Origin of the sequence: Cellulomonas sp. H30R-01 (assembly GCF_010119915.1) — a bacterium.
In the GTDB taxonomy this organism is placed as follows: Bacteria; Actinomycetota; Actinomycetes; order Actinomycetales; family Cellulomonadaceae; genus Cellulomonas; species Cellulomonas algicola.
The window spans coordinates 2,872,625-2,896,459 of the sequence record NZ_CP048210.1; the positions used below are offsets into that span (position 1 = coordinate 2,872,625).

At 74.7% G+C, this 23,835-nt stretch carries 21 protein-coding genes and 1 riboswitch; of the genes, 3 read left to right on the forward strand and 18 right to left on the reverse strand.

Features of this window, described 5'->3' with window-relative positions; translation table 11 throughout:
- Positions 1-96 precede the first annotated feature (96 nt).
- Together GXP71_RS12850 and GXP71_RS12855 are read right to left on the reverse strand one after the other, a co-directional pair.
- Positions 97-876, reverse strand: coding sequence for a C40 family peptidase (locus GXP71_RS12850; RefSeq protein ID WP_162352964.1), 780 nt, complete (start codon positions 874-876; stop codon positions 97-99).
- Between the two features lie 2 nt (positions 877-878).
- A riboswitch (cyclic di-AMP (ydaO/yuaA leader) is annotated at positions 879-1,075 on the reverse strand.
- 248 nt (positions 1,076-1,323) lie between these two features.
- Positions 1,324-2,025, reverse strand: a complete 702-nt coding sequence (locus GXP71_RS12855) for a metal-dependent transcriptional regulator (RefSeq protein ID WP_162352965.1) — start codon at positions 2,023-2,025, stop codon at positions 1,324-1,326.
- Between the two features lie 114 nt (positions 2,026-2,139).
- Here GXP71_RS12855 and serC point away from each other — a divergent pair, with 114 nt between their 5' ends.
- The gene (gene serC, locus GXP71_RS12860) at positions 2,140-3,285 is read left to right on the forward strand and encodes a phosphoserine transaminase (protein ID WP_238402406.1); all 1,146 of its coding nucleotides are present in this window, start codon (positions 2,140-2,142) and stop codon (positions 3,283-3,285) included.
- 201 nt (positions 3,286-3,486) lie between these two features.
- On the opposite strand, the gene GXP71_RS12865 is transcribed toward serC, so the two are convergent.
- From GXP71_RS12865 to GXP71_RS12935, 15 genes are all read right to left on the reverse strand, one after another.
- Positions 3,487-4,191, reverse strand: coding sequence for a peptidase (locus GXP71_RS12865; RefSeq protein ID WP_162352966.1), 705 nt, complete (start codon positions 4,189-4,191; stop codon positions 3,487-3,489).
- A 152-nt stretch (positions 4,192-4,343) separates the two neighbouring features.
- Positions 4,344-6,335, reverse strand: coding sequence for a DUF4012 domain-containing protein (locus GXP71_RS12870; RefSeq protein ID WP_238402407.1), 1,992 nt, complete (start codon positions 6,333-6,335; stop codon positions 4,344-4,346).
- Positions 6,336-6,599: 264 nt separating this feature from the next.
- Complete coding sequence (locus GXP71_RS12875; protein ID WP_162352967.1) at positions 6,600-7,943, reverse strand: MFS transporter; 1,344 nt, start codon at positions 7,941-7,943, stop codon at positions 6,600-6,602.
- Entirely contained in the window at positions 7,940-8,362 is a 423-nt protein-coding gene (locus GXP71_RS12880; protein ID WP_124341120.1) for a MarR family winged helix-turn-helix transcriptional regulator, read from the reverse strand. Before GXP71_RS12880 ends, GXP71_RS12875 begins: the two co-directional genes overlap by 4 nt.
- A 174-nt stretch (positions 8,363-8,536) precedes the next feature.
- On the reverse strand, positions 8,537-9,148 hold the full coding sequence (locus GXP71_RS12885) for a CAP domain-containing protein (RefSeq protein WP_162352968.1): 612 nt from the start codon (positions 9,146-9,148) through the stop codon (positions 8,537-8,539).
- Between the two features lie 36 nt (positions 9,149-9,184).
- Complete coding sequence (locus tag GXP71_RS12890) at positions 9,185-10,510, reverse strand: UDP-glucose/GDP-mannose dehydrogenase family protein (protein ID WP_162352969.1); 1,326 nt, start codon at positions 10,508-10,510, stop codon at positions 9,185-9,187.
- A gap of 135 nt (positions 10,511-10,645) precedes the next feature.
- Positions 10,646-11,434, reverse strand: coding sequence for a glycosyltransferase (locus GXP71_RS12895; RefSeq protein WP_162352970.1), 789 nt, complete (start codon positions 11,432-11,434; stop codon positions 10,646-10,648).
- Between the two features lie 19 nt (positions 11,435-11,453).
- Positions 11,454-12,512, reverse strand: a complete 1,059-nt coding sequence (locus tag GXP71_RS12900; protein WP_162352971.1) for a glycosyltransferase — start codon at positions 12,510-12,512, stop codon at positions 11,454-11,456.
- A complete protein-coding gene (locus GXP71_RS12905) occupies positions 12,509-13,312 on the reverse strand; it encodes a glycosyltransferase family 2 protein (RefSeq protein ID WP_162352972.1) in 804 nt (267 codons plus the stop codon). The genes GXP71_RS12900 and GXP71_RS12905 overlap by 4 nt, the downstream gene beginning before the upstream one ends.
- A gap of 1 nt (position 13,313) precedes the next feature.
- Positions 13,314-14,591 (reverse strand): oligosaccharide flippase family protein, encoded by a 1,278-nt coding sequence (locus tag GXP71_RS12910; RefSeq protein ID WP_162352973.1) that lies wholly within the window; start codon positions 14,589-14,591, stop codon positions 13,314-13,316.
- Positions 14,588-16,000 (reverse strand): O-antigen ligase family protein, encoded by a 1,413-nt coding sequence (locus GXP71_RS12915; RefSeq protein WP_162352974.1) that lies wholly within the window; start codon positions 15,998-16,000, stop codon positions 14,588-14,590. Before GXP71_RS12915 ends, GXP71_RS12910 begins: the two co-directional genes overlap by 4 nt.
- Positions 15,997-17,157, reverse strand: coding sequence for a glycosyltransferase (locus GXP71_RS12920; protein WP_162352975.1), 1,161 nt, complete (start codon positions 17,155-17,157; stop codon positions 15,997-15,999). Before GXP71_RS12920 ends, GXP71_RS12915 begins: the two co-directional genes overlap by 4 nt.
- The gene (locus tag GXP71_RS12925; protein ID WP_162352976.1) at positions 17,154-18,290 is read right to left on the reverse strand and encodes a glycosyltransferase; all 1,137 of its coding nucleotides are present in this window, start codon (positions 18,288-18,290) and stop codon (positions 17,154-17,156) included. The genes GXP71_RS12920 and GXP71_RS12925 overlap by 4 nt, the downstream gene beginning before the upstream one ends.
- Positions 18,287-19,402: a glycosyltransferase gene (locus GXP71_RS12930; protein ID WP_124341130.1), complete on the reverse strand. Its 1,116-nt coding sequence runs from the start codon at positions 19,400-19,402 to the stop codon at positions 18,287-18,289. Before GXP71_RS12930 ends, GXP71_RS12925 begins: the two co-directional genes overlap by 4 nt.
- Positions 19,402-20,907, reverse strand: a complete 1,506-nt coding sequence (locus GXP71_RS12935) for a sugar transferase (RefSeq protein WP_162352977.1) — start codon at positions 20,905-20,907, stop codon at positions 19,402-19,404. Before GXP71_RS12935 ends, GXP71_RS12930 begins: the two co-directional genes overlap by 1 nt.
- Positions 20,908-21,172: 265 nt before the next feature.
- Between GXP71_RS12935 and GXP71_RS12940 the strand changes: the two genes are divergently transcribed.
- Together GXP71_RS12940 and GXP71_RS12945 are read left to right on the forward strand one after the other, a co-directional pair.
- Entirely contained in the window at positions 21,173-22,744 is a 1,572-nt protein-coding gene (locus tag GXP71_RS12940; protein WP_124341132.1) for a polysaccharide biosynthesis tyrosine autokinase, read from the forward strand.
- Positions 22,745-22,792: 48 nt separating this feature from the next.
- Entirely contained in the window at positions 22,793-23,239 is a 447-nt protein-coding gene (locus GXP71_RS12945; protein ID WP_162352978.1) for a serine O-acetyltransferase, read from the forward strand.
- 69 nt (positions 23,240-23,308) lie between these two features.
- On the opposite strand, the gene GXP71_RS12950 is transcribed toward GXP71_RS12945, so the two are convergent.
- Positions 23,309-23,827: a peptidase gene (locus GXP71_RS12950; protein WP_124341134.1), complete on the reverse strand. Its 519-nt coding sequence runs from the start codon at positions 23,825-23,827 to the stop codon at positions 23,309-23,311.
- Positions 23,828-23,835 lie beyond the last annotated feature (8 nt).

Consider the following 23,835-nt stretch of genomic DNA (forward strand, 5'->3'; position numbering starts at 1 on the left):
GCGCGTCCACCCCACACCCGCGCCGGCATCCCGGGACGACAGCGAGGCCCCGACGACGCGGACGTCGTCGGGGCCTCGGTGAAGCGGTGCCTGGGGTCAGCCGACCCGCAGGAAGACCGGCGAGCTCTGCCAGATCGCGCGGAACTGGACCGTCTTGCCGGGACGCGGCGAGTCGATCTGCTGGTTTCCACCGGCGTAGATCGAGATGTGACCGGGGCTCCAGATGAGGTCGCCCGGCTGCGCCTGGTCGCGGGAGATGACCGTGGCCGCGGCCTTGATGCCCGACGACGTGCGCGGCAGGGAGACGCCGAGCTGCGCGTAGACGTAGGACACGAAGCCCGAGCAGTCGAAGCCCGCGGGCGACGAGCCGCCGGAGACGTACGGGACACCCACGTAGCGGGCGGCGATCTCGAGGACCGCGTTGCCGGCGACCGACTGCGGGATCGGCGCGTTGGTCGCGGCCTTCGCCGTCGTGGTCGTGGCGGCACGGTCGGCGGTGCGCGACGTCGTGGTCGCAGTGGCGCGACGCGTCTCCGGCGGAGGCGTCGGCTTGACGGCCGTGACGGTCGGGGCGTCGAAGGTCCACGCGGCCTCGGCCGGGGAGCTCACGACGGGGGACGTGTTGAGCACGGCGCGCGCGGACGCGGTCAGTGCTGCGGTGTCGACGGAGTTCAGTGCGCCGGCGGCCGAGTCGGACGTGGCGCCCGCGGGCGCGGCGCCGATCATCGTCACGACGAGGCCGGAGGACGCGGCGACGACGGCCGTACGACGGCCGACGGTGCCCATCTGCTCCGAGGCGGCCGAAGCAAGCTCGGTCAGGGGCGTCGAGGGACGACGCGCAGACCGGTGCCGGGCGCGAGTGGTGCTCACGGTCACTAGGTGCCTCTCCTGTCGCCTGCGAGGTGAGCTGTCGGGTTCGGGTGGGAGAACACCCGGCGTCGGTGGCGGTCCTGCTGCCACCTCGGCTTCACCCCAAGGTCACCGTCTCCGGTGGACCACAAAACGTGGGTCCCCCGCCCCTGCCGGCGGTTCGTACGGACCTCGGGGCGGCGGCAGGGTTAGGCGTTCCGCTCGAGGGCTTCGCGGAGGAGGGTTCCTTGAAGCAGGTCGAACGTACAGGACCGCTCCGGCGATTGTCACGTTCCGATCACGAAGAGAAACGTCCGAAGTTGGACGGCCGTCCGGCGCGCCGGAGCGACACGCCGGGGCCACCTGGGAAGACGGCCTCCGACGCGTGGGAGCGCGCACACGGGCAGGTGGCCCATCTCACCCGGTCCGGTGAACGGCGCGTGCCACGCCCGACGGGCGCGTGTCGAGCAGGGGTCAGCGGACGCCGACGAAGATGTGCCGCGCGACGTCGTCGGGGAGGTCGAGGACCGTCGCCGAGCCCGGCACCGCGACGGTGACGACGCCGTCGCCCCGCTCGACGTCGATCTCGCTGCCCGGGCGCACCCCGGCGTCGGCCAGCCGGCTCAGCAGCTCGACGTCCACCTGCAGCGGCTCGGCGATGCGCGCGACGACCGCCCGGCCGCCGTCCTGGCCCACGGCCGGCGAGATCGCCGTCAGCGGCGTCACGCCGTCGAGGAACTCCTCGCGCGTGACCTCCTCGCCGATCTCGGCGAGGCCCGGGATGGGGTTGCCGTACGGGTCGTAGTGCGGGTGGTCGAGCAGCGACGCGAGGCGCTTCTCGACGCGCTCGCTCATCACGTGCTCCCAGCGGCACGCCTCCTCGTGGACGTACGGCCACTCCAGCCCGATGACGTCCGTGAGCAGCCGCTCGGCGAGCCGGTGCTTGCGCATCACGCGCACGGCCTTCGCCTGCCCCTCGGGCGTGAGCTCGAGGTGGCGGTCGCCCGTCACGACCACGAGGCCGTCGCGCTCCATGCGCGCCACCGTCTGCGAGACCGTCGGACCCGAGTGACCCAGACGCTCCGCGATGCGCGCCCGCAGGGGCGTGCGGCCTTCCTCGGTGAGCTCGTAGATCGTCTTGAGGTACATCTCCGTCGTGTCGATCAGGTCGCTCACCGCTACGCCTCCACCATCAGTCCGTGCCTCGGCGGGTGCTCACCGCCCGGACGCTGGGGACAGGTTAGTTGGTCGGTCCGACCGTCCGGGGTCGTGACCGCCTATCCTCGGGCCGTGCCCGCCGTTCCTGACGCCCCGCCCGCGGTGACGATCCCCGCGCACCTCCTGCCGCGCGACGGCCGGTTCGGCTCCGGGCCGTCGAAGATCCGCCCCGAGCAGCTCGACGCGCTCGCCCGGACGCGCTCGACGATCCTCGGCACCTCGCACCGGCAGGCGCCCGTCCGGGCCGTCGTCCGTCGCGTGCGCGAGGGCGTCGCCGCGCTGTTCGGGCTGCCCGACGGGTACGAGGTCGTGCTCGGCAACGGCGGCTCGACCGCGTTCTGGGACGTCGCGACGCTGTGCCTCGTCGAGCGCCGCAGCGCGCACGCGTCGTTCGGCGAGTTCGGCGCCAAGTTCGCCACCGCGGCGGCGCGGGCACCGTTCCTCGACGAGCCCGTCGTCACGAGCGTCGCCCCCGGCCAGGTGGCCGTGCCCGCGTTCGCCGACGACGTCGACGTGTACGCGTGGCCCCACAACGAGACGTCGACCGGTGTCGCCGCCCCCGTGCGCCGCGTGCCGGGCTCGCGCGAGCAGGGCGCGCTCGTCGTCGTCGACGGCACGTCCGGTGCGGGCGGCCTCGCGGTCGACGTCGCGCAGACCGACGCCTACTACTTCGCGCCGCAGAAGTCGTTCGCGTCTGACGGCGGGCTGTGGCTCGCGTGCCTCTCCCCTGCGGCCGTCGAGCGGGCCGCACGGATCGAGCAGGGCGACCGCTGGGTCCCGGAGTTCCTGTCCCTGACCACGGCCGTCACGAACTCGCGGCTCGACCAGACCCTCAACACGCCCGCGATCGCCACGCTCCTGCTGCTCGCCGACCAGCTCGAGTGGATCCTCGACCAGGGCGGGCTCGCGTGGGCCGCGGCGCGGACGGCGACCTCGGCCGGGCACCTCTACGGATGGGCGGAGTCGCGCGACTGGGCGACCCCGTTCGTCGCCGACCCGGAGGCGCGGTCGTCGGTCGTCGGCACGATCGACCTCGACCCCGAGGTCGAGGCCGCGACGGTCGCGAAGGTCCTGCGGGCGCACGGCGTCGTCGACGTCGAGCCGTACCGCAAGCTCGGCCGCAACCAGCTGCGCGTCGCGATGTACCCGGCCGTCGACCCCGAGGACGTCCTCGCGCTCACCGCGTGCGTCGACCACGTCGTCGAGCAGCTGTCCTGACGCCACCGCCGGCCACCGGCACCACGACGGCTCGCGAGAGCCACCGGCACACCGACGCGCGATGCCGGACGCCACGCACGCACGACCGCGACGCCCGACGGGCACCCGGACGCACGACGAGGCCCGCCCCGCGCGAAGCGGAGCGGGCCTCGTCGTCGACGGCCCCGGGACCGGTCCCCTCCGACCGGTCCCGGTGTCGCGTCAGGCCGCCTCGTGCCGGCGGCGGACCAGCGTCACGGCGGTGACGGCACCCGCGCCCACGACCAGCAGGCCGGCACCGGCCCACAGCAGCGGCGCGGTGTTGCTGCCCGTGGCGGACAGGACCTGGTTCGAGGCCAGGACCGCCTCGCCGGGCGGGTTCGTCGCGCAGTTCGGGCTCGACGGCGGGTAGGCGACCGTCGTCGTCATCTCCGGGTTGACGGCGAAGTTCACGCTCACCGACGGGCGGACCCAGTCGAACTCGTCGCCCTCGACCCACGAGCCGTCGGCGGCCTGCGACCAGCCCGGCCAGTCCGCGCCCTTGCCGTCGGCACCGACGACCGCACCCGGCCACAGCACCGTGCCGGACAGCGGCAGGCCGGACTGCACGACGTCAGGTCCCGTCGGGTTGATCCACGTGATGGTGACGGTCGTGTTCGGCGTGCCGTTGGGGACGACCGCGTACCGCAGCTTCGGCACGTCGTTGTCGCAGATCGGCGTCAGCACCGACACCGTCAGGTCGCACGGCAGCGGCGCGCCGTACTCGTCGGTGGCGCCCTCGCAGCCGTACTGCGGGCCGGACGGCTGCTGCGTCGGCGCGGAGGGAGCCTGCGACGGCGAGACCGCCGCCTGGGCCACGGCGGGGACGCCCAGGGCGGCGGCCGCCACCAGCAGCGCGGTGGCACATGCCCGGATGACCTTGCTCATGACCTTGCTCCTCGATGGGCAGAACGGACATTTCGTGCCCATCCTCCCCCGCGCCTCGCGCCTGCACCCAGGGGCGGATCGGGTGATTTCGGACAATCACCCGCTCGCGCGCCCCCAGGGGGCCCGCGGTCACCCGCGCGGGTGAGGACCGCTCAGCCGGCGGCGGTGGGGCAGGTCGCCGAGACGCTGCCGGGGCTGGTCAGGGTGGGTGTGGTCCACACGTCGACGCGACCGTCGCGCACGGGGACGTCGAACCGGTACGTCGCACGCCCGCCGGGGTCCAGGCGCGAACCCACGACGGTGACCGGCCGGTCCCCGACCGTCGCCGACTTCCCGCCGACGACGCCCTGGTCGGTCGTCAGGCCCTGCGGTGCGGCGCCGACCGGGCCGTACAGCGTGATGCTCGTCGCGAGCGACCCGACGGGGACCACCCCGCTCGTGCCCGTGACGTTCTCGGGGAACGTCGCGACGTCGGCCGGGGGGTCGTACGCCAGGTCGAGGCGGACCGTCGCCGACGGGTCCGCACCCGTGCAGCGCAGGTCCTCGACCGTCAGGGACGGGCGCAGGTAGTAGTCGAGCTTCCCGGCGGTGCTGTCGTTGAGGAAGACGCCGGCGGCGTCGTCGAACGGGCCCGACAGGAAGGCGCCGCCGAGCGTCGTCGCGACCAGGTGCTCCTGCTCCGCGGGGTGCGCCGACCACACGCGGATCCGCCCCTCCGCACCCGCGTCAGCCGCCGCCTCGACCAGGCCGCGCACGTCGCCGCCGCCCGACCCGAGCGCACCGAAGATCGTCGACGCGACGTCCGCGAAGAACGCGTCGGCCGCGTGCAGGTCGGGGTAGCGCAGGTACGCGTCGTGCAGCAGCGTCGCGAGCAGCGTGTCCGCGTCGAGCGGCGTCCCGCCGGGCTCCGTCACCGGCCCCACCTCGCGCAGCAGCGCCGCGACCGCGACCGGGTCCGTCGCGACGACACCGTCGACGGTCCCCCCGACGTCCCGCTGCCAGCGTGCGGCGAGGAGCTCCGCCGACCGCGGGAAGTCCGGCGTCATCACCGCGTTCTGCACGTACCGGCCCAGGCCTGTGCCCTCGACCGCGAGCTCCGCCTCCGAGAGCGGCAGCACCGGCTCCGCGAGGCCCTTGAGCTCGTCGGTGCTGCGCTGGTCGACGAGCGACAGCGCGCCGTCGTCCGCCCGCACCACCGCGAGGCTGCCGACGATCCCGCCGGCCGTCCGCAGCTCCGCGCTGTTGAGCGCCGCGACCAGGTACGTGCGCGGGCCGTCGGCACCGAGCATCGGGGGCAGCATCGTCGCGGCCTGCGCGCCCGCGTCGAGCGCGCCCGCGACCTGCGCGAGACCGTCGCGCGCCTCCTCGACCGGGCTCACCAGCGGACCGACCAGGTCCGCCGTGTCGATGCCCGCGACGTCGGCCGACGCGGCGCGCGCGACCGCTGCCGCGTCGACCAGCTCCGGTGCCGCCGCGACGAACGGCTCGAGGTCGATGCGCCCGTCCGCGCCGCGGATGCTCGTGCCGTCGCCCAGCAGGTCCGTGACGGTCGTCGCCGCCGGGAGCGCGTCCGTCGACACGTCGTCGAGCGCGGCCGCGACCGTGCTCACGGCCGCGAGCTGCGGCCCGACGCGCGGCAGGTGCTCCGCGAGCCGCCACACCGGGTCCGACGACGACGCGTGCGCGCGACCGGTCGCGTCCTGGATCTGGGGCAGCGCGGCGGCGAGGGTCTGCGTGTCGCCGTCGTCGAGCGCGCGCCGCACGTCCGCGACCGCGGCCTTCGCGTCGGTGAGCGCGTTCACCGTCTGGACCGCGCGGAACGCCAGCCAGCCCGCGACCAGCAGGGCGACGGCGAGCAGGACGACGAGCACGACGACGACACGTCCGACGACGCGGCGGCGACGACGCGCCTTGTCCGGACCCACGGGCGGGGTCGACGCACCCTCGGGTGCGGGCGGTTCGGCCGGAGGGGCAGTGCCGGCGGGCGACGCGGTGGCGTCGGGGTCCGGAGCCGTCTCGGCGGCCTGCGCGGCCGGGGCGTCGGGGTGCGCGGCGGCGGCGTCCGTGTGCGCCACGGTGGCGTCGGTCCCCTCGGCCGCGGTCCCCTCCGGACCGGGGCCTGGGGCGCCGACGTGCGTGCTCACCGGGCGATCGTGACATGCCGGACGAACCGCCCGACACGGGCTCCGGCGGGATTCACCCGGCCGCCCGGTGCGCGCCCGTCGACCGGGTGGACCGGGGGTCACCCGCCTGCCCGCGCCGCGGTCGACGGCCGCCCGTGCGGTCGGTGCCGTCTGGGCGTGCTCGTCCACGACGGGACGACGCCCGCACGCGACTCCGCGCCCGCGCTGCCCTGGCGGCGCGGCGGCCGAGGGCCGGAGGGGCTGACGGCACGCGGCCGCCCGCCGTCAGGCGACCGACCGCGAGTTCGTCGCGTCGTCGGCGCCCAGGCGCAGCGCGGTCTCGGACCGGTGCTCCGGTGCCTCGTCGTCCGGGACCGGGTGCAGGACCTGCAGGTGCGGGCGGGCACGGAGGCGGTAGCGCACCTGCACGTGCCACGCACGACGCGCCCACAGGGCCGCGCCCGTCGCGACGAGCAGCGCCGTGATCGAGCCGATCCCGACGGACCAGCGCGGACCGAACGTCTCACCGATCCAGCCGACGATCGGCGACCCGACGGGCGTCGCGCCGAGGAACACCATCATGTAGAGCGCCATGACGCGGCCACGGACGGCGGGGTCGGTGCTCAGCTGGATGGTCGCGTTGGCGGCGGTCATCATCGTGAGCGAGGCGAGGCCGACGGGGATCGCCGAGATCGCGTACGTGAGGTACGTCGGCATGAGCGCCATGACGCCCGTCGCGATCCCGAACGCGAACGCGGCGCCGATGACGAGCCGCACGCGCGGCCGCTCGCGTCGCGCCGCGAGCAGCGCACCGGTCAGGGACCCGATCGCGAGGACCGAGCCGAGGATGCCGTACTCCCCCGCGCCCCGGCCGAACTCGGTGCGCGCCATCATCGCGGACGTCATCTGGAAGTTGAGGCCGAACGTCGAGATCACGCAGACGACGACCATGATCACGAGGATGTCGCTGCGGCCCCGCACGTAGCGGATGCCCTCGCGGATCTGGCCCTTGGCCCGCGGCACCGTCGGCATGGGGCGCAGCTCGCTCCGGCGCATGCGGGTCAGCGAGAAGATCGTCGCGGCGAACGTCACCGCGTTGATCACGAACACCCAGCCGGTGCCGACGAACGCGATGAGCAGACCGGCCACGCCGGGCCCGATCAGGCGTGCGGCGTTGAAGGACGCGCTGTTGAGGCCGACGGCGTTGGAGAGCTGGCTGGTTGGGACGAGCTCGGCGACGAACGTCTGGCGCACCGGCCCGTCGATCGCGGCGACGACCCCCAGCAGACCCGCGAAGACGTAGACGTGCCACAGCTCGGCGTGCCCGGACAGCACGAGCGCACCGAGCCCGGCCGCGAGGACACCCTGGCCGACCTGCGTGGCGATGAGGAGCTTGCGGCGGTCGACGCGGTCGGCCAGCAGGCCGGCCCACGCGGACAGGAACAGCACGGGCGCGAACTGCAGGGCCGTGGTGATCCCGACCGCGACGCCGGACTCGTCGGACAGCTGGGTCAGGACCAGCCAGTCCTGGGCGACGCGCTGCATCCAGGTGCCCACGTTCGCCACCAGGGCCCCCGCGAACCACAACCGGTAGTTGCGGTGCTGGAGCGAGGAGAACGTGGGACTCATGAGGCGGCGATCCTCCGCAGGAGCTCGGCGGCGTCGGCGAGGAGCTGCCGCTCCTCCTTGGTCATGCCCTTGAGGCGTTCGGTCAGCCAGGCGTCCCGGCGACGTCGCGTCTCGACGACCTCGGCCTTGCCGGCCTCCGTGAGGGTGACCACGACCTGGCGCCCGTCCGTCGGGTGCTCGGCCTTCTGCACGAGCCCGAGCTCGACGAGGCCGTTGACCGTGCGGGTCATGCTGGGCGGCTGGATGCGCTCGGCCTCGGCGAGCTGGCCGGGCGTCATCGGGCCGTCCTTGGCCAACCAGGCGAGCACGGTGAACTGGGGGTCCGTCAGCCCTTGGGCGCCGCGCTCGGCGCGGATGCGCCGCGACGCCCGACCGACGGCGATGCGGAGCTCTCCGGCGAGAGCGGGGGCGGTGGGCATGATGATTACTCTAACTCATTACCTTGCGTAATGAGTGGTGGCGTGGGGCACGTTCGCGGAGGACGAACGGGGACGTCGTGGGACGAGCCGGGCACGCGTCAGCGACGCGGACCTGCGTGGACCGGGCACCCGGCCGCATCGCGAGGTGGGACGGGGCGGGCGGCACCGGCCGCGTCAGCCCAGGAACACCTGCGAGCACGTGAGGGAGTCGTCGGCCTCGCGCGCGCACGCGATCCCCACCGACGCCAGGTCGGGATCCAGCAGGTTCGCGCGGTGGCCGGGCGACGCGAGCCAGGCGTCGACGACGTCCTGCGCGGGCGCCGCCCCCCGGCTCAGGTTCTCGGCCGCGACCGGCACCGCGCACGTTGCCATGACGTCGTCCATCGGGGCATGCGTCAGCTCGTCGGCACCCACCAGCGCGGTCGCACGTGCGAGCCCTTGCTCGGCGGCACACTCCGACCACACGAGCACCGGCAGGCCCTCGTCGACCCGGGCCACGTTCGTGCCCGCGAGGAGCCGCTGCGCGTACGACCCCGGCTCCTCGTCCGCCGACCAGGGCGCGCGGGGATCGGCCGAGACCGGAGGCGCAGCCGGCGCCGTCGACATCGTCGGCTTCCCCGTGGCCCCGTCGCCGGGGCGCGTCGCGAACCAGGACACCACCGTCACGACCGCCAGCAGCAGGCCGAGGGCGACCAGCACCCAGCCCCACCGCGCCGACGTCGAGGCGGGCGCGGGCCGGTCGTCGGACCGACCCATCGCCCCACCCGTCGTCGGACCACCCGTCACCGGGTCACCGTAACGGCCCCCTGGACCGCGGGACCGTCAGGGGCGGCCGAGCGCCCGGTACGTCCACCCCGCCGCGCGCCAGCGCGCCGGGTCGAGCACGTTACGGCCGTCCAGGATGCGCTTGTGCGCGACCACGGTGGCCAGCTCGTCCGGGTCCAGGTCCCGGTACTCCTGCCACTCGGTCGCCAGCAGCACCACGTCCGCGTCGACCGCCGCCTCGAGCGCCGTCGCCGCGAACTTCATCTCCGGCCACTTCGCCTGCGCGTTGCCGACCGCCTGCGGGTCCGTCAGCGTCACGTGCGCGCCCTGCAGCTGCATCTGCGCCGCGACCGACAGGGCCGGCGAGTCACGCACGTCGTCACTGTCCGGCTTGAACGACGCCCCGAGCACCGCGACCCGGCGACCCACGATCGAGCCGTGGCACACCTCGCGCGCCAGGTCCACGACGCGCACCCGGCGCCGCATGTTGATCGAGTCGACCTCGCGCAGGAACGTCAGCGCGTCGCTCACGCCCAGCTCGCCCGCACGCGCCATGAACGCCCGGATGTCCTTCGGCAGGCAGCCGCCGCCGAAACCCAGGCCCGCGTTGAGGAAGCGGCGGCCGATGCGCGCGTCGTACCCGATCGCGTCCGCCAGGCGCGTCACGTCCGCACCCGTCGCCTCGCACAGCTCCGCCATCGCGTTGATGAACGAGATCTTCGTCGCGAGGAACGAGTTCGCCGCGACCTTCACCAGCTGCGCCGTCGCGTAGTCCGTCACCACCAGCGGCGTGCGGTCCGCGAGCGGAGTCGCGTACACCTCGTCGAGCAGCGCCTTCGCCGCGTCGCCCGCCGCCGTCGGGACCCCCTCGTCGTCCGTCGGCAGGCCGTAGACCAGGCGGTCCGGGTGCAGCGTGTCCTTGACCGCGAAGCCCTCGCGCAGGAACTCCGGGTTCCACACCAGCGTCGCGCCCGTGCCGTCGAGGCGGTCCGCGAGGTTCTCCGCCGTGCCGACGGGGACCGTCGACTTGCCCGCCACGACGTCGCCGCCCGACAGGTACGGCTTGAGCGCCTCGAACGCCGACTCCACGTACGACAGGTCCGCCCGGAACTCGCCGTGCACCTGCGGCGTCCCCACGCACAGGAAGTGCACCTGCGCACCCGCCGCGTCGGCCATGTCGGTGCTGAAGCTCAGCCGCCCGGTGGCCTTCGTCTCCTTCAGCAGCTCCGGCAGGCCCGGCTCGAAGAACGGCGCCTCGCCCGCCTCGAGCGCCGCGACCTTCCGCGGGTCGACGTCGATGCCGATGACCTCGTGACCGAGCTTGGCCATGCAGGCAGCGTGGACGGCACCGAGGTAGCCGCAGCCGATGACGGAGATGCGCATAGGAGTCCCCCTGGAAGAACGACGGTGTGTCACGCCACGCTAGCGTCGCCGTCGGCGCGCTGCCGCCGCCAGACGGGTGGAACACCGGCCATAACGGGTGAAACAGGCAGGTCGGGACATCCCGTACGGCGGAGCTCAGCGCAGGACGACATCTTCCCGGACCGTCGCAGCGCCGCGCAGACGCACAACCCGACGGAGCCCGTTGCCGACCTGGCGGGCGCTCTCGCGCCGCGGCACCATCTCCGGGTCGCGCACGACGCGGACCGCGGAACGCGTCGCCGCCAGCACGAACCCGGCCCACCCGTGCCGCTTGAGCACGAGCTGGCACCGCCCGACCTCACGCTCGGCGACGGCCCACCGGCGGCCCACGCCGGCCGAGCTCCCGCCCCCCGCGGTCACGGCGACGAGGTCGTCGACGCGCCCCGTCCGTCCACCCGTCGCGCGGATCCGCCCGGTGAGGTCGTCCTCCTCGGCGAACATGAAGAAGCGCTCGTCGAACCCGCCGACCGAGCGGAACACGTCCGTCCGGACGACGAGGCACGCGCCCGGCAGCGTCGCGGCGGCGACGGGTGCGGAGACGCGCCCGGGACGGCCGCCCGACCGCGAGGCCGCGAGCCGCGGCGCGACGCAGGCGAAGCCGTGCCGTCCGGCCGTCTCGCAGAGCGCGACCAGTGCGTTCGCGTCCACGTCCACGTCCGGGTTGACGAACGCGACCCAGGGCGTCTCGCACCCGGCCGCGCCACGGTTCGACGCCGTGCCGTAACCGACGTTCTGCACGACGGCGAGGAACCGGGCACCGGCCGTCCCGGCCACGCGCGCGGACTCCTCCCAGTCGGCCGAGCCCGAGTCGACGACGACCACGGGGAGCGAGGGAGCGAGCCGCGCGAGGAACGCGGGCAGGACCGCCGCGGACTCGTGGGCCACGGTCACCACGGTGACCACCTCAGCGGGCCGCACGAGTCCTCCCTCGACGGCCGCCCGCAGCGGCCGCGAGCACGGACCACGCGGCGCGGCCGACCTCGTCCCAGTCCGTCAGGGTCACGTGCGCCCGGTTCCAGTCGCTCAGGGCGCGCCGGACCCCGGCGTCCCCGACGACCGCCCGCAACGCCCCCGCGAGGTCGCCGATCGACGACGGGTCGACCGTCGCGTGCTCCGGTGCGCCCGCGAAGACGCGGCCCAGGTTGCCGGCCCGCCCGACGACGGTCGGTGCCCCCGCTGCCGCGAGGTCGAGCGCCGGGATGCACAGGCCCTCGTAGAACGACGGCTGCACGTACGCCGTGCACCCCTCCAGCAAGCGCGCGTACTCGTCGTCGGCGAGTCCCGCGACGCACTCCACGGCGACCTCCGGTCCGAGGCCGGCCAGCGCCCGCCGGATCCCCTCCGTCGCCTCCCCCGCGCGGCCGCACAGCACGAGACGCACGCCGGCGGGGCGAGCCTCGCCCCAGGCACGAACCAGGCGTTCCAGGTTCTTGTGCGGTTCCTGCACCGCGACGCAGAGCACGTACGGGTCGTCCTCGTGGGGCTGCCAGCGGACGGGGTGGAGCGCACCGAGGGGCAGGGCACGCAGCGCGACCCTCGACCGGGCGGCCACGACCTCGTCGACCGTGAACTCGGAGACCGCCAGCCCGCGCCGCGACCACCGCGCCGACCTGTCCGCGGCCCGCACCGGCCACGACGACCGGTACATCGCCCGCGCCCGCAGGAAGCCCACGTCGTGGAACACCGGGACGACGGGCACCGGACTGAGCAGCGGCCGCGCCTGCCGCGGCACGAGCACGACGTCGCTGCGCGTCGCGAGCGCCGCACGCGGCAGCTGGAGGTGCATGAAGCCAGGACCGGCGACGTCGACGTCGTAAGCCGGTCCGCGACCCGCCACGAGCAGCTCCTGCCCCGGGCCGGCGGTGGCGCGCAGCGCGTCGACGAGGCCCACGGCGACGTCCCGCACGCCCGAGTGCCCGGGGGCGAGCAGACGACCGTCGACCAGCACGCGCAGACCGCTCACCGAGCATCGCCCCGCACCACACCGGCCAGGCGCTCCCGGACGTCGGCCAGCAGCGCTGCGCCCGCACCAGGCACACCCATCCAGCGCCGGGCGTACCGCCGTCGGCTCCGGCGGTTCGCCTGCCGGAGGACGGCGGCCGTCGGTCGACCGTGCCCCTGGTCGTGCTCGGCCACGACTCCGCCGTCGATCGCGACGCCCCACCCGGCGGCGCGCGCCCGACGGCAGAGGTCGACGTCCTCGTAGTAGAGGAAGTAGCGCTCGTCGAACCCTCCGAGCGCCTCGAAGGCCGAGCGGCGCCACAGCATGAGCGCGCCGCACAGCCAGTCGGCGTCGACGAGGCCACCCGCGTGGTCGACGTCGTGCGCCCGCCCGCGCGCGACGTCCCACAGCCCGGGGAAGCTGCGGGCGCTGCTCACCGGTGACCCGTCGGGCCTGCGCAGGTCCGCCCCGACGCACGCGAGGTCGGGGCGGCCCTCCAGGGTCGAGACGAGCCGGTGGAGCCCGTCCGGCGGGACGGCGGCGTCGGGGTTCAGCACCAGCAGGTACGCGGCGCGGTCCTCGGGGTGGCGCGCCGCCAGGTTCACGGCGCGCCCGAAGCCGAGGTTCACGCCGGCGTCGACGACCGCGACCCTGCCGGGAAGGGCCAGCGACCGCGCCACGTCGGCGCTCCCGTCCGACGAGAGGTTGTCGACCACCGTCACGCTCGCCACCAGAGCGCCGCAGCGCCGCAGGGACGCGGCGAGGCTCGGCAGGTGCCCAGCGGAGTCGTGGGTCACGACCACCACGTCGACGTCGGCCACGTCAGCTCTCCCTCAAGGCGGCGATCGACCGGCGCGACGGCACGACGAACGACAGGACCGGCGCCCGGGTGACGTGCCGCCGCGCGAGATGGACGAGCACGCTCCAGCTCACCAGGTTGCCCGCGAGGTTCGCGAGGGCCGCCGCCACGATCCCGTACACCGGGTACGCCACGAGGACCAGCACCACGGTCACGACGAGGGCGAGCGCCTCACCGACGAGCGGAGCCCCTGGTCGTCCCACCGCGATGAGGCTCTGCGTCAGGACGATCACGGCGCCGAGCGGCGCCTGCGCGAGCAGCAGGACCGTCATCGCCCCCTGCGCCGGCAGGAAGTCGGCACCGAGCACGAGCGGGATCAGCAGCGGCAGCGCCGCTGCGACCACCCCACCCGCGACCAGGAGCAGCCCGAGCACCGCGGTCGACGCCCCCGGCACGATGTCGCGCTCTCCCCGGACGATCCGGTTCCGCAGCGGGATCGCGATCGACACCGAGACGCCGTTGAGCGTCGCGGCGAGCGTCGTCGCGACGGCGTAGAGCCCGAGGTCGTAGGACGTGGCCAGCACCGACAGGAGCAGCAGGTCGATCCGCTGGTTGAGGAGCGCGACGCTGCCCGCGGGCCAGCCGCGCAGACCGAACCGGACCGCGGCGACCGCCTCGGCGATCGTGGCCCGCCCCGTCGGGAGGGCCCCGCCGAGGACCCCCGGCAGCAGGCTCCCGAGCAGCGTCGTCGCGATGAGCAGCAAACCGACCGACAGCGGGGACGGGCCGACCGCGATGAGCACGACGAGGCCTGCGACCATGACCAGCTGCGGCAGGAACCGCGCGAGGACCACACCGCGCCAGGCCCCGTGCCCCGCGGCCACCGCGCTCGTGCACGACCCGTAGACGACCACCGGCGAGACCGCGGCGTACACGATCAGCAGCACCCGGGACACGGTGCCGGGGTCGGTCTGGAACCCCACGAAGAACAGGTAGGGCAGCGCGCAGACGAGACCGCTCACGAGGGCGAGAACTCCGGAGACCGACGCGAGCACCCGCCGGTCGGCCCCCTGCGCGGACCGGCGGCCGAAGTAGTCCGGCAGTCCGAAGCCCATGAGGATCGCGATGACGGTCGCCGGGGCGATCGCCACCGCGATCTCGCCGCGACCGGTCGGTCCCAGTGCCCGCGCCTGCAACGCAGCCGAGACGAGACCCAGGCCGACGCCGACGAGGTTGGCGACGACGAGCCGCGCGTCCGCGCGTGCCGTCAGCCGCCGTGCGACCTCGACGAGCACGCTCACGAGGTCGTCCGCGGTCGGTTGCCGTACGCCGCGGTCGCCACGTACAGGGCGAGCACGGCACCCATCCCGTTGACCGTCCACCACCACGGCACGGTCAGGCTGACGACGAGGACGGCGACGCACGCCCCCGCGAGCGCACGGCCGACCTCCCCCCCACGGCGGAACGCCCTCAGCGCTGCACGCAGGAGCGGGACGACGAACAGGACGACGCCGACGAGTCCCGTCTTGAGCGCGATCGTCAGGTACACGTCGTGCGAGTCCCGCTTGACCGAGTTGACGAACTCGCCGGCGAACGCGAGCTCCGTGCCGACACCCGGCCCGACGAGCGTCGTCAGGGGCGTCTCGGTGATGGCCGCCGTCATCGTCTGGATCTCGGAGAGCCGGTACTGGCCCGACACCTGCTCGCTCCGCTGGGCGAGGTCGTACCGACCGCCCGGGTCGAGCACGCCGCTGACCAGGGCGAGCGCGACGAGCAGCAGCACGGCGGCGCCGAGCCGCACGCCGAGGCTCGCCTTGTTCCAGCCGGCGAGGAGCGTCGCGCCGACACCTGCCGCGACGGCGAGGATCATGCTGAGGGTCTGCGACACGAAGAGCTCGAGACCGAGGAGCGCGACCAGCGCGGGGCGGGCGCGGCCCGCGACGCGGCGCGAGAGCAGCAGGACGACGGCGGCCATCACGACGACGATCTCCGCACCCGGACGCACGTCGCGCGCCGCCGCGCCCGAGAGGTTCACCACGGGGAGCTCGCCCGGGCCGACCATCCCCGACCGCAGCGCGACGGCGCCGACGGCGGCGATGACGGACGCGAGCGCGGCGAGCGCGACCAGCCCGCGGACGACCACGAGGGCGCCGCGGCGTCGCACGACGACGGCGAGGGGCACGAGCAGGAGGAACGCCTCGAGGAGGCGCAGGTCGACGAGCGCGGCGGAGCCGACGGCCGCGGTGCCGACCTCGGGCAGCGCCGCTCGGGCGACGAGCCACACGGGCCAGGCGAGCACCCACAGCCAGTCCGCCGACGTGAGCACCGTGGGCGCGACGTCCACCGTCCCGGTGAGCGTGCGGGGGCGCCCGTCCGGCCAGACGGCGACCACGAGGGCCGCGACGACCGTGAGCAGCACCGCGGCGTCCACGTCGGTCAGGACGAGGCCGCCGAGCTCGACGTTCACGAGCTCCGCACCGGGCCGGACCAGCAGCACCCACCCCAGCGACGCCACGAGCACGGGCCACGGGAAGGCGACCGTGAGGGCGAGCGCGGCGAGTATCCCGCCGAGCAGCGGCGACCTCACGGCGACAGCGCCCACGACGAGCGCGACGAGGCAGGCGGCGACGGTGACCAGCGTCGCCGTGGCCGTCGGACGGGTGCCGGCAGGGCGCACGGGGGCACGCAGGGGCGCGACGCGCAGGCTCATCGCGCACCTCCGGCGTGGACGAGACCGTCGAGCGCCCGGGCGTACGCAGCGCCGACGTGGTCGCGCGTGAGCGCCGCCGGCAGGTACGGGGCCCGGCCACGCGTGGTCGCTGCGCGCCACCCGGCGGCGAGGGCGTCGACGCTGGCCGCGACGACGGTGGCCCCCGCGGCGAGCTCGGCGGGCGCCTGCGCATGACGTGTGGCGACCACCGGGACACCGACGGCGGCGGCCTCGAGGAGGACGACCGGTGCACCCTCGGTGCGGAGGCTCGGGACGAGCAGGACGTCGGCGACCCGGAGCAGCGCGGCCACGGTGCCGCGCGGGACGGCACCGACGAACGTGACACGGCCGTCCAGCCCTCGCGCGCGGACGAGCGCGCGGAGCCGGTCGGCGTCGGGGCCGTCGCCCGCGACGACGAGGCGGTGGTCGCTCGGCAGCACGCCGAGCGCGCCGATCGCGAGGTCGACGCCCTTCTGCTCGTGGAGACGTCCGACGTAGAGGCCCGTCCGTCCGCCGTCGCGAGCACCGACCTGCTCGGCGACCGCGGCGACGTCGTCCGGGGCCGAGTCGAGCGCCCGGGGGTCGACGCCGTTGTGCAGCGTGGTCACGCGTCGCGGGTCGAGCCGGTAGGGAGCGCGCAGCAGCGCGTCGCGCAACGCGTCGGACACGGGCCACACGGCGTCTGCGCGCCGGACGAACAGCCGACGGCTCGGGAACCGGAGGACGTGCAGCGGCACCTTGAGCAGCTCGCGGCGGGTGCGCGCGCGCAGGCTGCTCGCGAGCTCGGTCCCGGTCGTGCCGTGGACCTGGACCGCCATCGGCGGCCGGCGGCGACGCAGCACGAGAGCGCCGCCTGCGTCGCCCACGCTCACGACGGCGTCCGGCTGCCACCGCGTCCAGGGACCGCTGCGGGACGACTCCCACCACCACCGCCACGAGTACCGCCCACCCGTCCGACCGGCGGTCCACACGACGGCCGCCTCCGACGTGCCGCCGCCGGGCGTGGTGAGCAGCGCGACGTCGTGCCCCGCCTCGCGTGCGGCGCGCAGGAGCTCGTCGAGGACGCGCTCCATCCCGCCGCTCCCGGGGTGGCCGGACGTGCTGCGGCACACGAAGAGCACGCGACCACCGCGACCGTCCGCGCGGCGCGCGCTCACGCGCCGAACCCGTCGACGAGCGCGACGGCGTCCGCGACGCGTGCGGTCCACGAGTGGCTTGCCGCTGCCGCCCGCCGGTCGGCGAGCACGACGGGGTCCGGGACGCCGCTCGCGGCGACCGCAGCGGCCCCGAAGCGGGACGCCTCGACGAGACTCAGCCCCGGCGCCGTCGTCTCCCGGAGGCTCGCGAGGGGCGTCGACACGACGGCCAGGCCGGCGGCGAGGTACTCGTACACCTTCAGGGGGAAGACGCCGGCGGTGTAGTCGTTCAGCGCGTAGGGCACGAGACCGACCGTGCAGCCGGCCACGACCTCGGCGAGCCGGTCGGGTGGCAGGTTGCCGACCGTGGTGACGCGGGGGTGGGACAGCAGTACCCCGACCCGGCCGTCGCGGCCCGCACCGTCGATCTCGTGCGGCCCGGCGAGCACGAGCTCGAGCCCGCGGTCGACGACGTCGAGGAGCAGGCCGACGTCCACCTTCGTCGGCGTGAGGTTCCCGGCGAAGACGGCTCGCGGCCGCCGCGGCACGGCGGCACCGGCGAAAAGCTCGACGTCGGCGACGTTCTCCCACAGCAGCACGTCGTCGCGCCCCTGCGCCCGGAGGTGTGCCGCGACGCCCGTGCTGCTCGCGACGACCCGGTCGGCCACGCGCAGGAGGTGGCGCTCCGCGTCGAGCAGCGCGGCAGCGGGGACGCGCGGCTGGGTGTGCAGGAGGTCCACCGAGTGGTAGACCACGTGCCGCGCACGATGCTCGAGCCCGTACGTCATCGGCGAGAACGTCCACAGCACGCCCTCGTCGAGCCCCGGCAGGTCGAGCCGCCTCACCAGCTGCGCGTTCAGTCGGCGTGCCGCAGCCGCCCCGTGGAACGGCACGACGCGGGGGCTGACGACGCGCAGCCGGTCGGGCCGGGACGGCGCCGTCCTCTGCCCGCCGCCCCGGCGCCCCGCGGCTCGCCGCGCGACGCGGCGGAGGTCGGCACCGCTGACGGTCGGCGCGCGCAGCCCGAACGACTCGACGTAGGTCACGTCCGCGTGGCGCGCGAGGCCGACGGCGAGGTGCTGCTTGTTGGTCCAGACCGCGCTGTCGAAGTCGGCCGTGGAGAGCACGACGACCGGTGGGGTCCCGAGCGTCACGCCACGGCTCCCGCCGTCGACGCGAACGCACGCACGGCGTCGAGGAAGCGCGCGCGGTCGAACGCTTCGGCGCGGGCCGCCGGTGCGTCCCCGCGCATCGTCGTCGCCTGCTCGACCGCCTGCGCGAGCGCGACGGCGTCGTCGAGGTCGACGGTCCGGCCGGTCACACCGTCCACGACCGTCTCCGTGACCCCGCCGACGTGGCCGCCGACGACCGCCGCACCCGCCGCCATCGCCTCGACGGGCATGATCCCGAAGTCCTCGACGGCCGGGAACACGTAGACGGCGCACGCCTGGTAGAGCGCGAACAGGAGCTCGTCGGACGGCGCGTCGACGAACGTGACGGGGACGCGCGCGGTCGCCGCGAGCGCGCCGAGCCGGGCACGCTCGGGCCCGCTCCCCGCGATCACCACGGGTCGTCCGGACGCCTCGCCGGCCCGCACGACCAGGTCGAGCCGCTTGTAGGGGACGAGCCGCGAGGCGCCCAGCACGAACCCGTCGGGCAGGCCGTCCAGGACCTGCCGCTCGGCACCGGTGACGCGGTCGGCCCACACGGGCACGGAGCGGATCCGCGCGACGTCGACCGGCGGGTGCACCACGGTCGCGTCCGTCTCCCACGCCCGGCGCACACGCTCGGCGACGAACCGGCTGTTCGCGGCGACGGCGGTGATCTCCCTGGCGCGGGCACGGTCGAGCGCGCGCAGCGGGGTGCCGGCCACCCGGGCGGCGGCCCCGGCGCCCCGGGCGTCGAGGTCCGGCTCCCACAGGTAGCGGGCGGGACTGTGGACGTAGACGAGCTTCGCGAAGTCCTGCGGCTGGCCGCGGAACGACACGTGGTGGGCGAACGCGTGCGAGCTCACGAGCGCCCAGTCGTACTCGCCTCGGCGGCCGCGCCAGGCGGCCGGCATCGCCGCGAGCGCGAGCGCCTTGCGGCGCCGCAGCGGCGTGCGGGCGAGCCACGTCTCGTCGAGCTGTCGGCCGGGGTAGCGGCCCGGGACGTCGTTCCAGAGGCACAGCAGGTCGGCGGCGGGGAACGCCTCGACCAGCGCGTCGAAGACGTTCTCGGACCCGCCGGTGCGCGCGAGCCACTCGTGGACGAGCACCCCGCCCATCAGTACGCCCCGCTCCGCGCGACGACGACCTTGACGGTGCGGGCGAGGATCAGCAGGTCGGTGAAGAGCGTCCAGTTCTCGACGTAGGAGACGTCGGCGCGCAGCCCGGCCTCGGCGCTGAGGTCGGAGCGCCCGGACACCTGCCACAGGCCGGTGAGGCCGGGCTTCACGAGGAGCCGGCGGTGCGCCGTGCGGTCATACTGGGCGACCTCCTCGGCGATCTGCGGGCGCGGGCCGACGAGGCTCATGTCGCCACGCAGGACGTTGAACAGCTGGGGCAGCTCGTCGAGGGAGAAGCGGCGCAGGACGCGACCGACGCGGGTGACGCGCGGGTCGTTCTTCGGCTTGTAGAACAAGGCGATGCCGGTGACGCCCTCGGCGGCGAGGACGTCGGACAGACGCTCGTGCGCGTCGGCGACCATCGAGCGGAACTTGTACATGCGGAACCGCCGGCCGTCCTTGCCGATGCGTTCCTGCGCGTACAGCACGGGGCCGCGACTCGTGGTGGCGACGAGGACGGCCAGGACGAGGAGCAGCGGCGAGAGCACGACGACCAGCGCGGCGGCGCCGACCCAGTCGACGACGGTCTTGGCGATGTACTTGGCACCGGTGAACCGCGGCTCGTCGACGTACATCAACGGAAGACCGGACACCGGCTGCATGATCACCCGAGGCCCGGCGACGTCGACCAGGGACAGGGTGAGCGCGAGGTCGACGTGCGACCCCTCGAGGTCCCAGCCGAGCTGCCGCACCGCCTCCGAGGTGATCGCGTCGGAGCCGGTCACGGCGACGGCGGACGCGTGCGTGGCGACGGCCACGCGGGCGGCGTCGCCCAACGAGCCGAGGACCGGGACGCCGGCGACGGTCTCGCCGGAGGCGACCTCACCGGACGGGACGCACACGCCGAGGACGGTGTACCCGGCACGCGGGCTGCGGTGGAGCTCCTCGATGAGCCGCGCGACCTTCTCGCGGTGGCCGATGACCACGACGCCCGACTGCATGCGGCCCGCGTCGCGGCGGCGGTGCAGCCACTGCCGCCACCCGTAGCGGCCGACGAGGATGAGGACGAGCCCGAGCGGCGCCGCGATCGCCAGGTAGCCGCGGCCGATGTCCATCTTCAGCAGGTAGGCGACGATCGCCACGACGGCGAACAGGCGCCAGGTGGCACCGAACACGCGGGCGTACTCGACGGGGCCGGTGCCGATGATGCGGCGGTCGCGGGACCGGACGACGGCGAGGGCGGCGAGCCAGGCGGCGGTGAGGACGCCGGAGACGGTGAGGTAGGACGGCGAGTACTCGCCGGAGACGAGCGTGGTGCCGCCGATGTCGAACCGGACGACGTACGCGACGCCGACGGCGAAGACGACCGCGAACGCGTCCGTGATCGTGAGGCGGGCGACGTACCAGGGCCACCAGGGGGTGGTCGCGCCCGCGGGCGCGTCGACCTCGACGACACCCGGACGGTCGTTGGCCCGGTCGGGTCCGACGGCGCGCGTCTCGACCACCGTTCCCCCCGTCTGCGGTGGACTTCACTAACCGCAGCATGCTACCTGTGGCACGGCGTTCCGGATCCGGACGAAGAATGACGAGCCGGACATCCGAGGGCACGACGGCGGCATTTTCCCGGGGATTCCACCCGCGCGCACGTGCGGGCCTCACGGTCGACGGCGGGGGGCTGGGCACCGACTGGCGTGGCGGTCGGCGAATGCATGTCCGTGAGAGAATTGCGCGCCGCGGGTCCGCCCCGCGCACCAAAGGGGAGGCATTTCGTTGGAGCTCCAGGACTATCTGCGCGTCCTGCGCAAGCGGTGGGTCTCGATCGTCGCGATCACGGCCCTGTGCGCGCTGGGCGCGGTCGGGGCGTCGCTGGCGATGACGCCGGTCTACCAGGCGACGACGCAGCTCTACGTCTCCGTGCAGGGCGGCGCGTCCACGTCGGACCTCCTCCAGGGGGCGAACTTCACGCGACAGCAGGTGACGTCGTACGCGCAGCTCGTGAACAGCCCGAGCGTGCTGGGGCCGGTCATCGACGACATGGGCCTCGACGTGCGCGCGGAGTCCCTCGCGGGCCGGGTGCAGGCGGACTCGCCGCTCAACACCTCCCTCATCAACGTGACGGTGACGGACGAGAACCCGGCCGTCGCCGCGGCGACGGCGGACGCGATCGCCGGCCAGTTCAAGGACGTCATCGGCGAGCTCGAGACGCCCGCCGACGGCGGCCCGTCGGCGGTCAAGGTCTCGGTCGTGCGCGAGGCGACGGCACCGACGGACCCGTCGTCGCCGAACCTCAAGCTCAACCTGGCGCTCGGCCTGCTCGTCGGCCTGGCGCTCGGCGTCGGCATCGCGGTGCTGCGCGAGGTCCTGGACACGCGCGTGCGCACCGAGGACGACATCGCGCGCGTCACCGAGACGTCGGTCATCGGCACGATCCCCTACGACGAGGACGCGCCGAAGCACCCCCTGATCGTGCAGTCGAGCCCGCACAGCCACCGGGCCGAGGCCTTCCGCCGGGTCCGCACGAACCTGCAGTTCCTCGACGTGGCGGACCGGCCGCGGTCGATCGTCATCACGTCGTCGCTGCCCGGCGAGGGCAAGTCGACGACGTCGATCAACGTGGCGATCACGCTCGCGGACGCGGGCACCCGCGTGGTCCTGGTCGACGCGGACCTGCGCCGCCCGGCGGTGGCCCGCTACATGGGCCTCGAGGGCGGCGTGGGCCTCACGACGGCGCTCATCGGCCGTGCGGACGTCACGGACGTCATCCAGCCGTGGGGCAACGGCAACCTGCACGTCCTGCCCGCGGGCCAGGTCCCGCCGAACCCGAGCGAGCTGCTCGGGTCGCAGGCGATGGCGCAGCTGCTCGCCACGCTGACGTCGCGCTACGACGTCGTGCTGCTCGACACCGCGCCGCTGCTGCCGGTGACGGACGCCGCGATCCTGGCGAAGCTCACCGGCGGCGCGCTGCTCGTCGCGGGCTCGGACAAGCTGCACCGCAACCAGCTGGCCGAGTCGCTGTCGTCGCTCGAGACGGTCGGCGCCCGCGTGCTCGGCATCGTGCTCAACCGCCAGCGCCGCAAGGCCGGCGAGCAGTACACGTACTACGACTACTCGCCGACGCCCGCGGTCGACGGGCGCGCGCGCAACGGGCGCCGCCGCAAGGCGCGCTCCGGCCCGTCGGCCCCGGCGACGACCCCGACGCCCGCGACGACCACGGGCGCGGTCCCGGTGTCGACGAACACCGGGTCGATCTGGCCGGGCGACGCGCTCAGCGAGTCCCGCCTGCGCGGCGCCGCGCCGACCCAGCCGCAGCCGCAGCACCAGCGCGGCGGTCCGCGCGCCTGAGCGCGCCGACCGTCGCGGCGCGACCGGCGTCTCCCTAGGATCGAGCGCGTGGAAGCCGTCGAGATGCTGGTCCGCCTCCGGCTGAGGCCGGGCATCGGACGCGTCGCCAACGCCGCGCTCCACGTGCTGGGCGTGGACTTCCCGGCGAGCGTCCGCGTCGGTCCGGGTCTGGCTCTGCCGCACGGCGCCGTCGGACTGGTCGTGCACGAGGACACCGTCATCGGCGCGAACGTGAAGATCTACCAGGGCGTCACCATCGGGCGGTCGGACACGCACCTGACGGGCGCCCGAGCGGACGGCGGCCGGGTGGTCGTCGAGGACGACGTCGTCATCGGTGCGGGGGCCGTGGTGCTCTTCCGCTCAGGCTCGACGACGACCATCGGCCGCGGCGCGGTCGTCGGCGCGAACGCCGTCGTCCTCCGCTCCGTCCCCCCGGGCGAGATCTGGGCGGGAAACCCGGCGCGACCGACTCGGCGGACCGGGCCGTCGTCGTAGCGGCTCGCACGACGCGAAGGCCCCCGCCGGGATCCGGCGGGGGCCTTCGTCGTGCAGGAGCAGTGCGCGTCAGGCGCGGACCTCGGAGCGACGACGGGCGAGGACGATCGCACCGGCGCCGACGGCGAGCAGCGCGCCCGCACCCGCGGCGATCGGCAGCGCGTTCGAGCCGGTCGAGCTGAGGGCCGCGGGCGTCCCTGCGGCGGCACCGGCGACGGTGACGGCCTGCGTCGACAGGACGGCGCCCGACGCGGCGTCGGTGACGACGAGCGAGAAGGTGCCGGGCTGCGCGAGAGTGACGGAGAAGACGGCGTTGCCGGCGGCGTCGGTCAGCTTGCTGAACGACTTGGTGCCGGCGATCTTCACGGAGTCGGCCGGGACCGACTCGGGCGTCGTGACGGTCAGCGTGACGTTGGTCTTCGCGGGGCCCTTGACGGTGACCTTGAAGGCCTCGCCGGCGGCGGGCGTCGAGTCGGAGACCGTGCCCTTGTCCTGGTAGTTCTCGGCGCCGTAGCCGAAGGCGGCGGACGGCGCGAGGACGAGGGCTGCGGCGGCGGCAGCGGTGACGAGCGCGCGACGGGTCTTCATGGAGCTCC

What these genes read in the sequence shown, in the direction of transcription:
- GXP71_RS12865 (WP_162352966.1), bottom strand. Translation starts at nt 4,191, where the DNA reads ATGAGCAAGGTCATCCGGGCATGTGCCACCGCGCTGCTGGTGGCGGCC.
- GXP71_RS12930 (WP_124341130.1), bottom strand. Translation starts at nt 19,402, where the DNA reads ATGGGCGGGGTGCTCGTCCACGAGTGGCTCGCGCGCACCGGCGGGTCC.
- GXP71_RS12890 (WP_162352969.1), bottom strand. Translation starts at nt 10,510, where the DNA reads ATGCGCATCTCCGTCATCGGCTGCGGCTACCTCGGTGCCGTCCACGCT.
- GXP71_RS12915 (WP_162352974.1), bottom strand. Translation starts at nt 16,000, where the DNA reads ATGAGCCTGCGCGTCGCGCCCCTGCGTGCCCCCGTGCGCCCTGCCGGC.
- GXP71_RS12875 (WP_162352967.1), bottom strand. Translation starts at nt 7,943, where the DNA reads ATGAGTCCCACGTTCTCCTCGCTCCAGCACCGCAACTACCGGTTGTGG.
- GXP71_RS12950 (WP_124341134.1), bottom strand. Translation starts at nt 23,827, where the DNA reads ATGAAGACCCGTCGCGCGCTCGTCACCGCTGCCGCCGCCGCAGCCCTC.
- GXP71_RS12880 (WP_124341120.1), bottom strand. Translation starts at nt 8,362, where the DNA reads ATGCCCACCGCCCCCGCTCTCGCCGGAGAGCTCCGCATCGCCGTCGGT.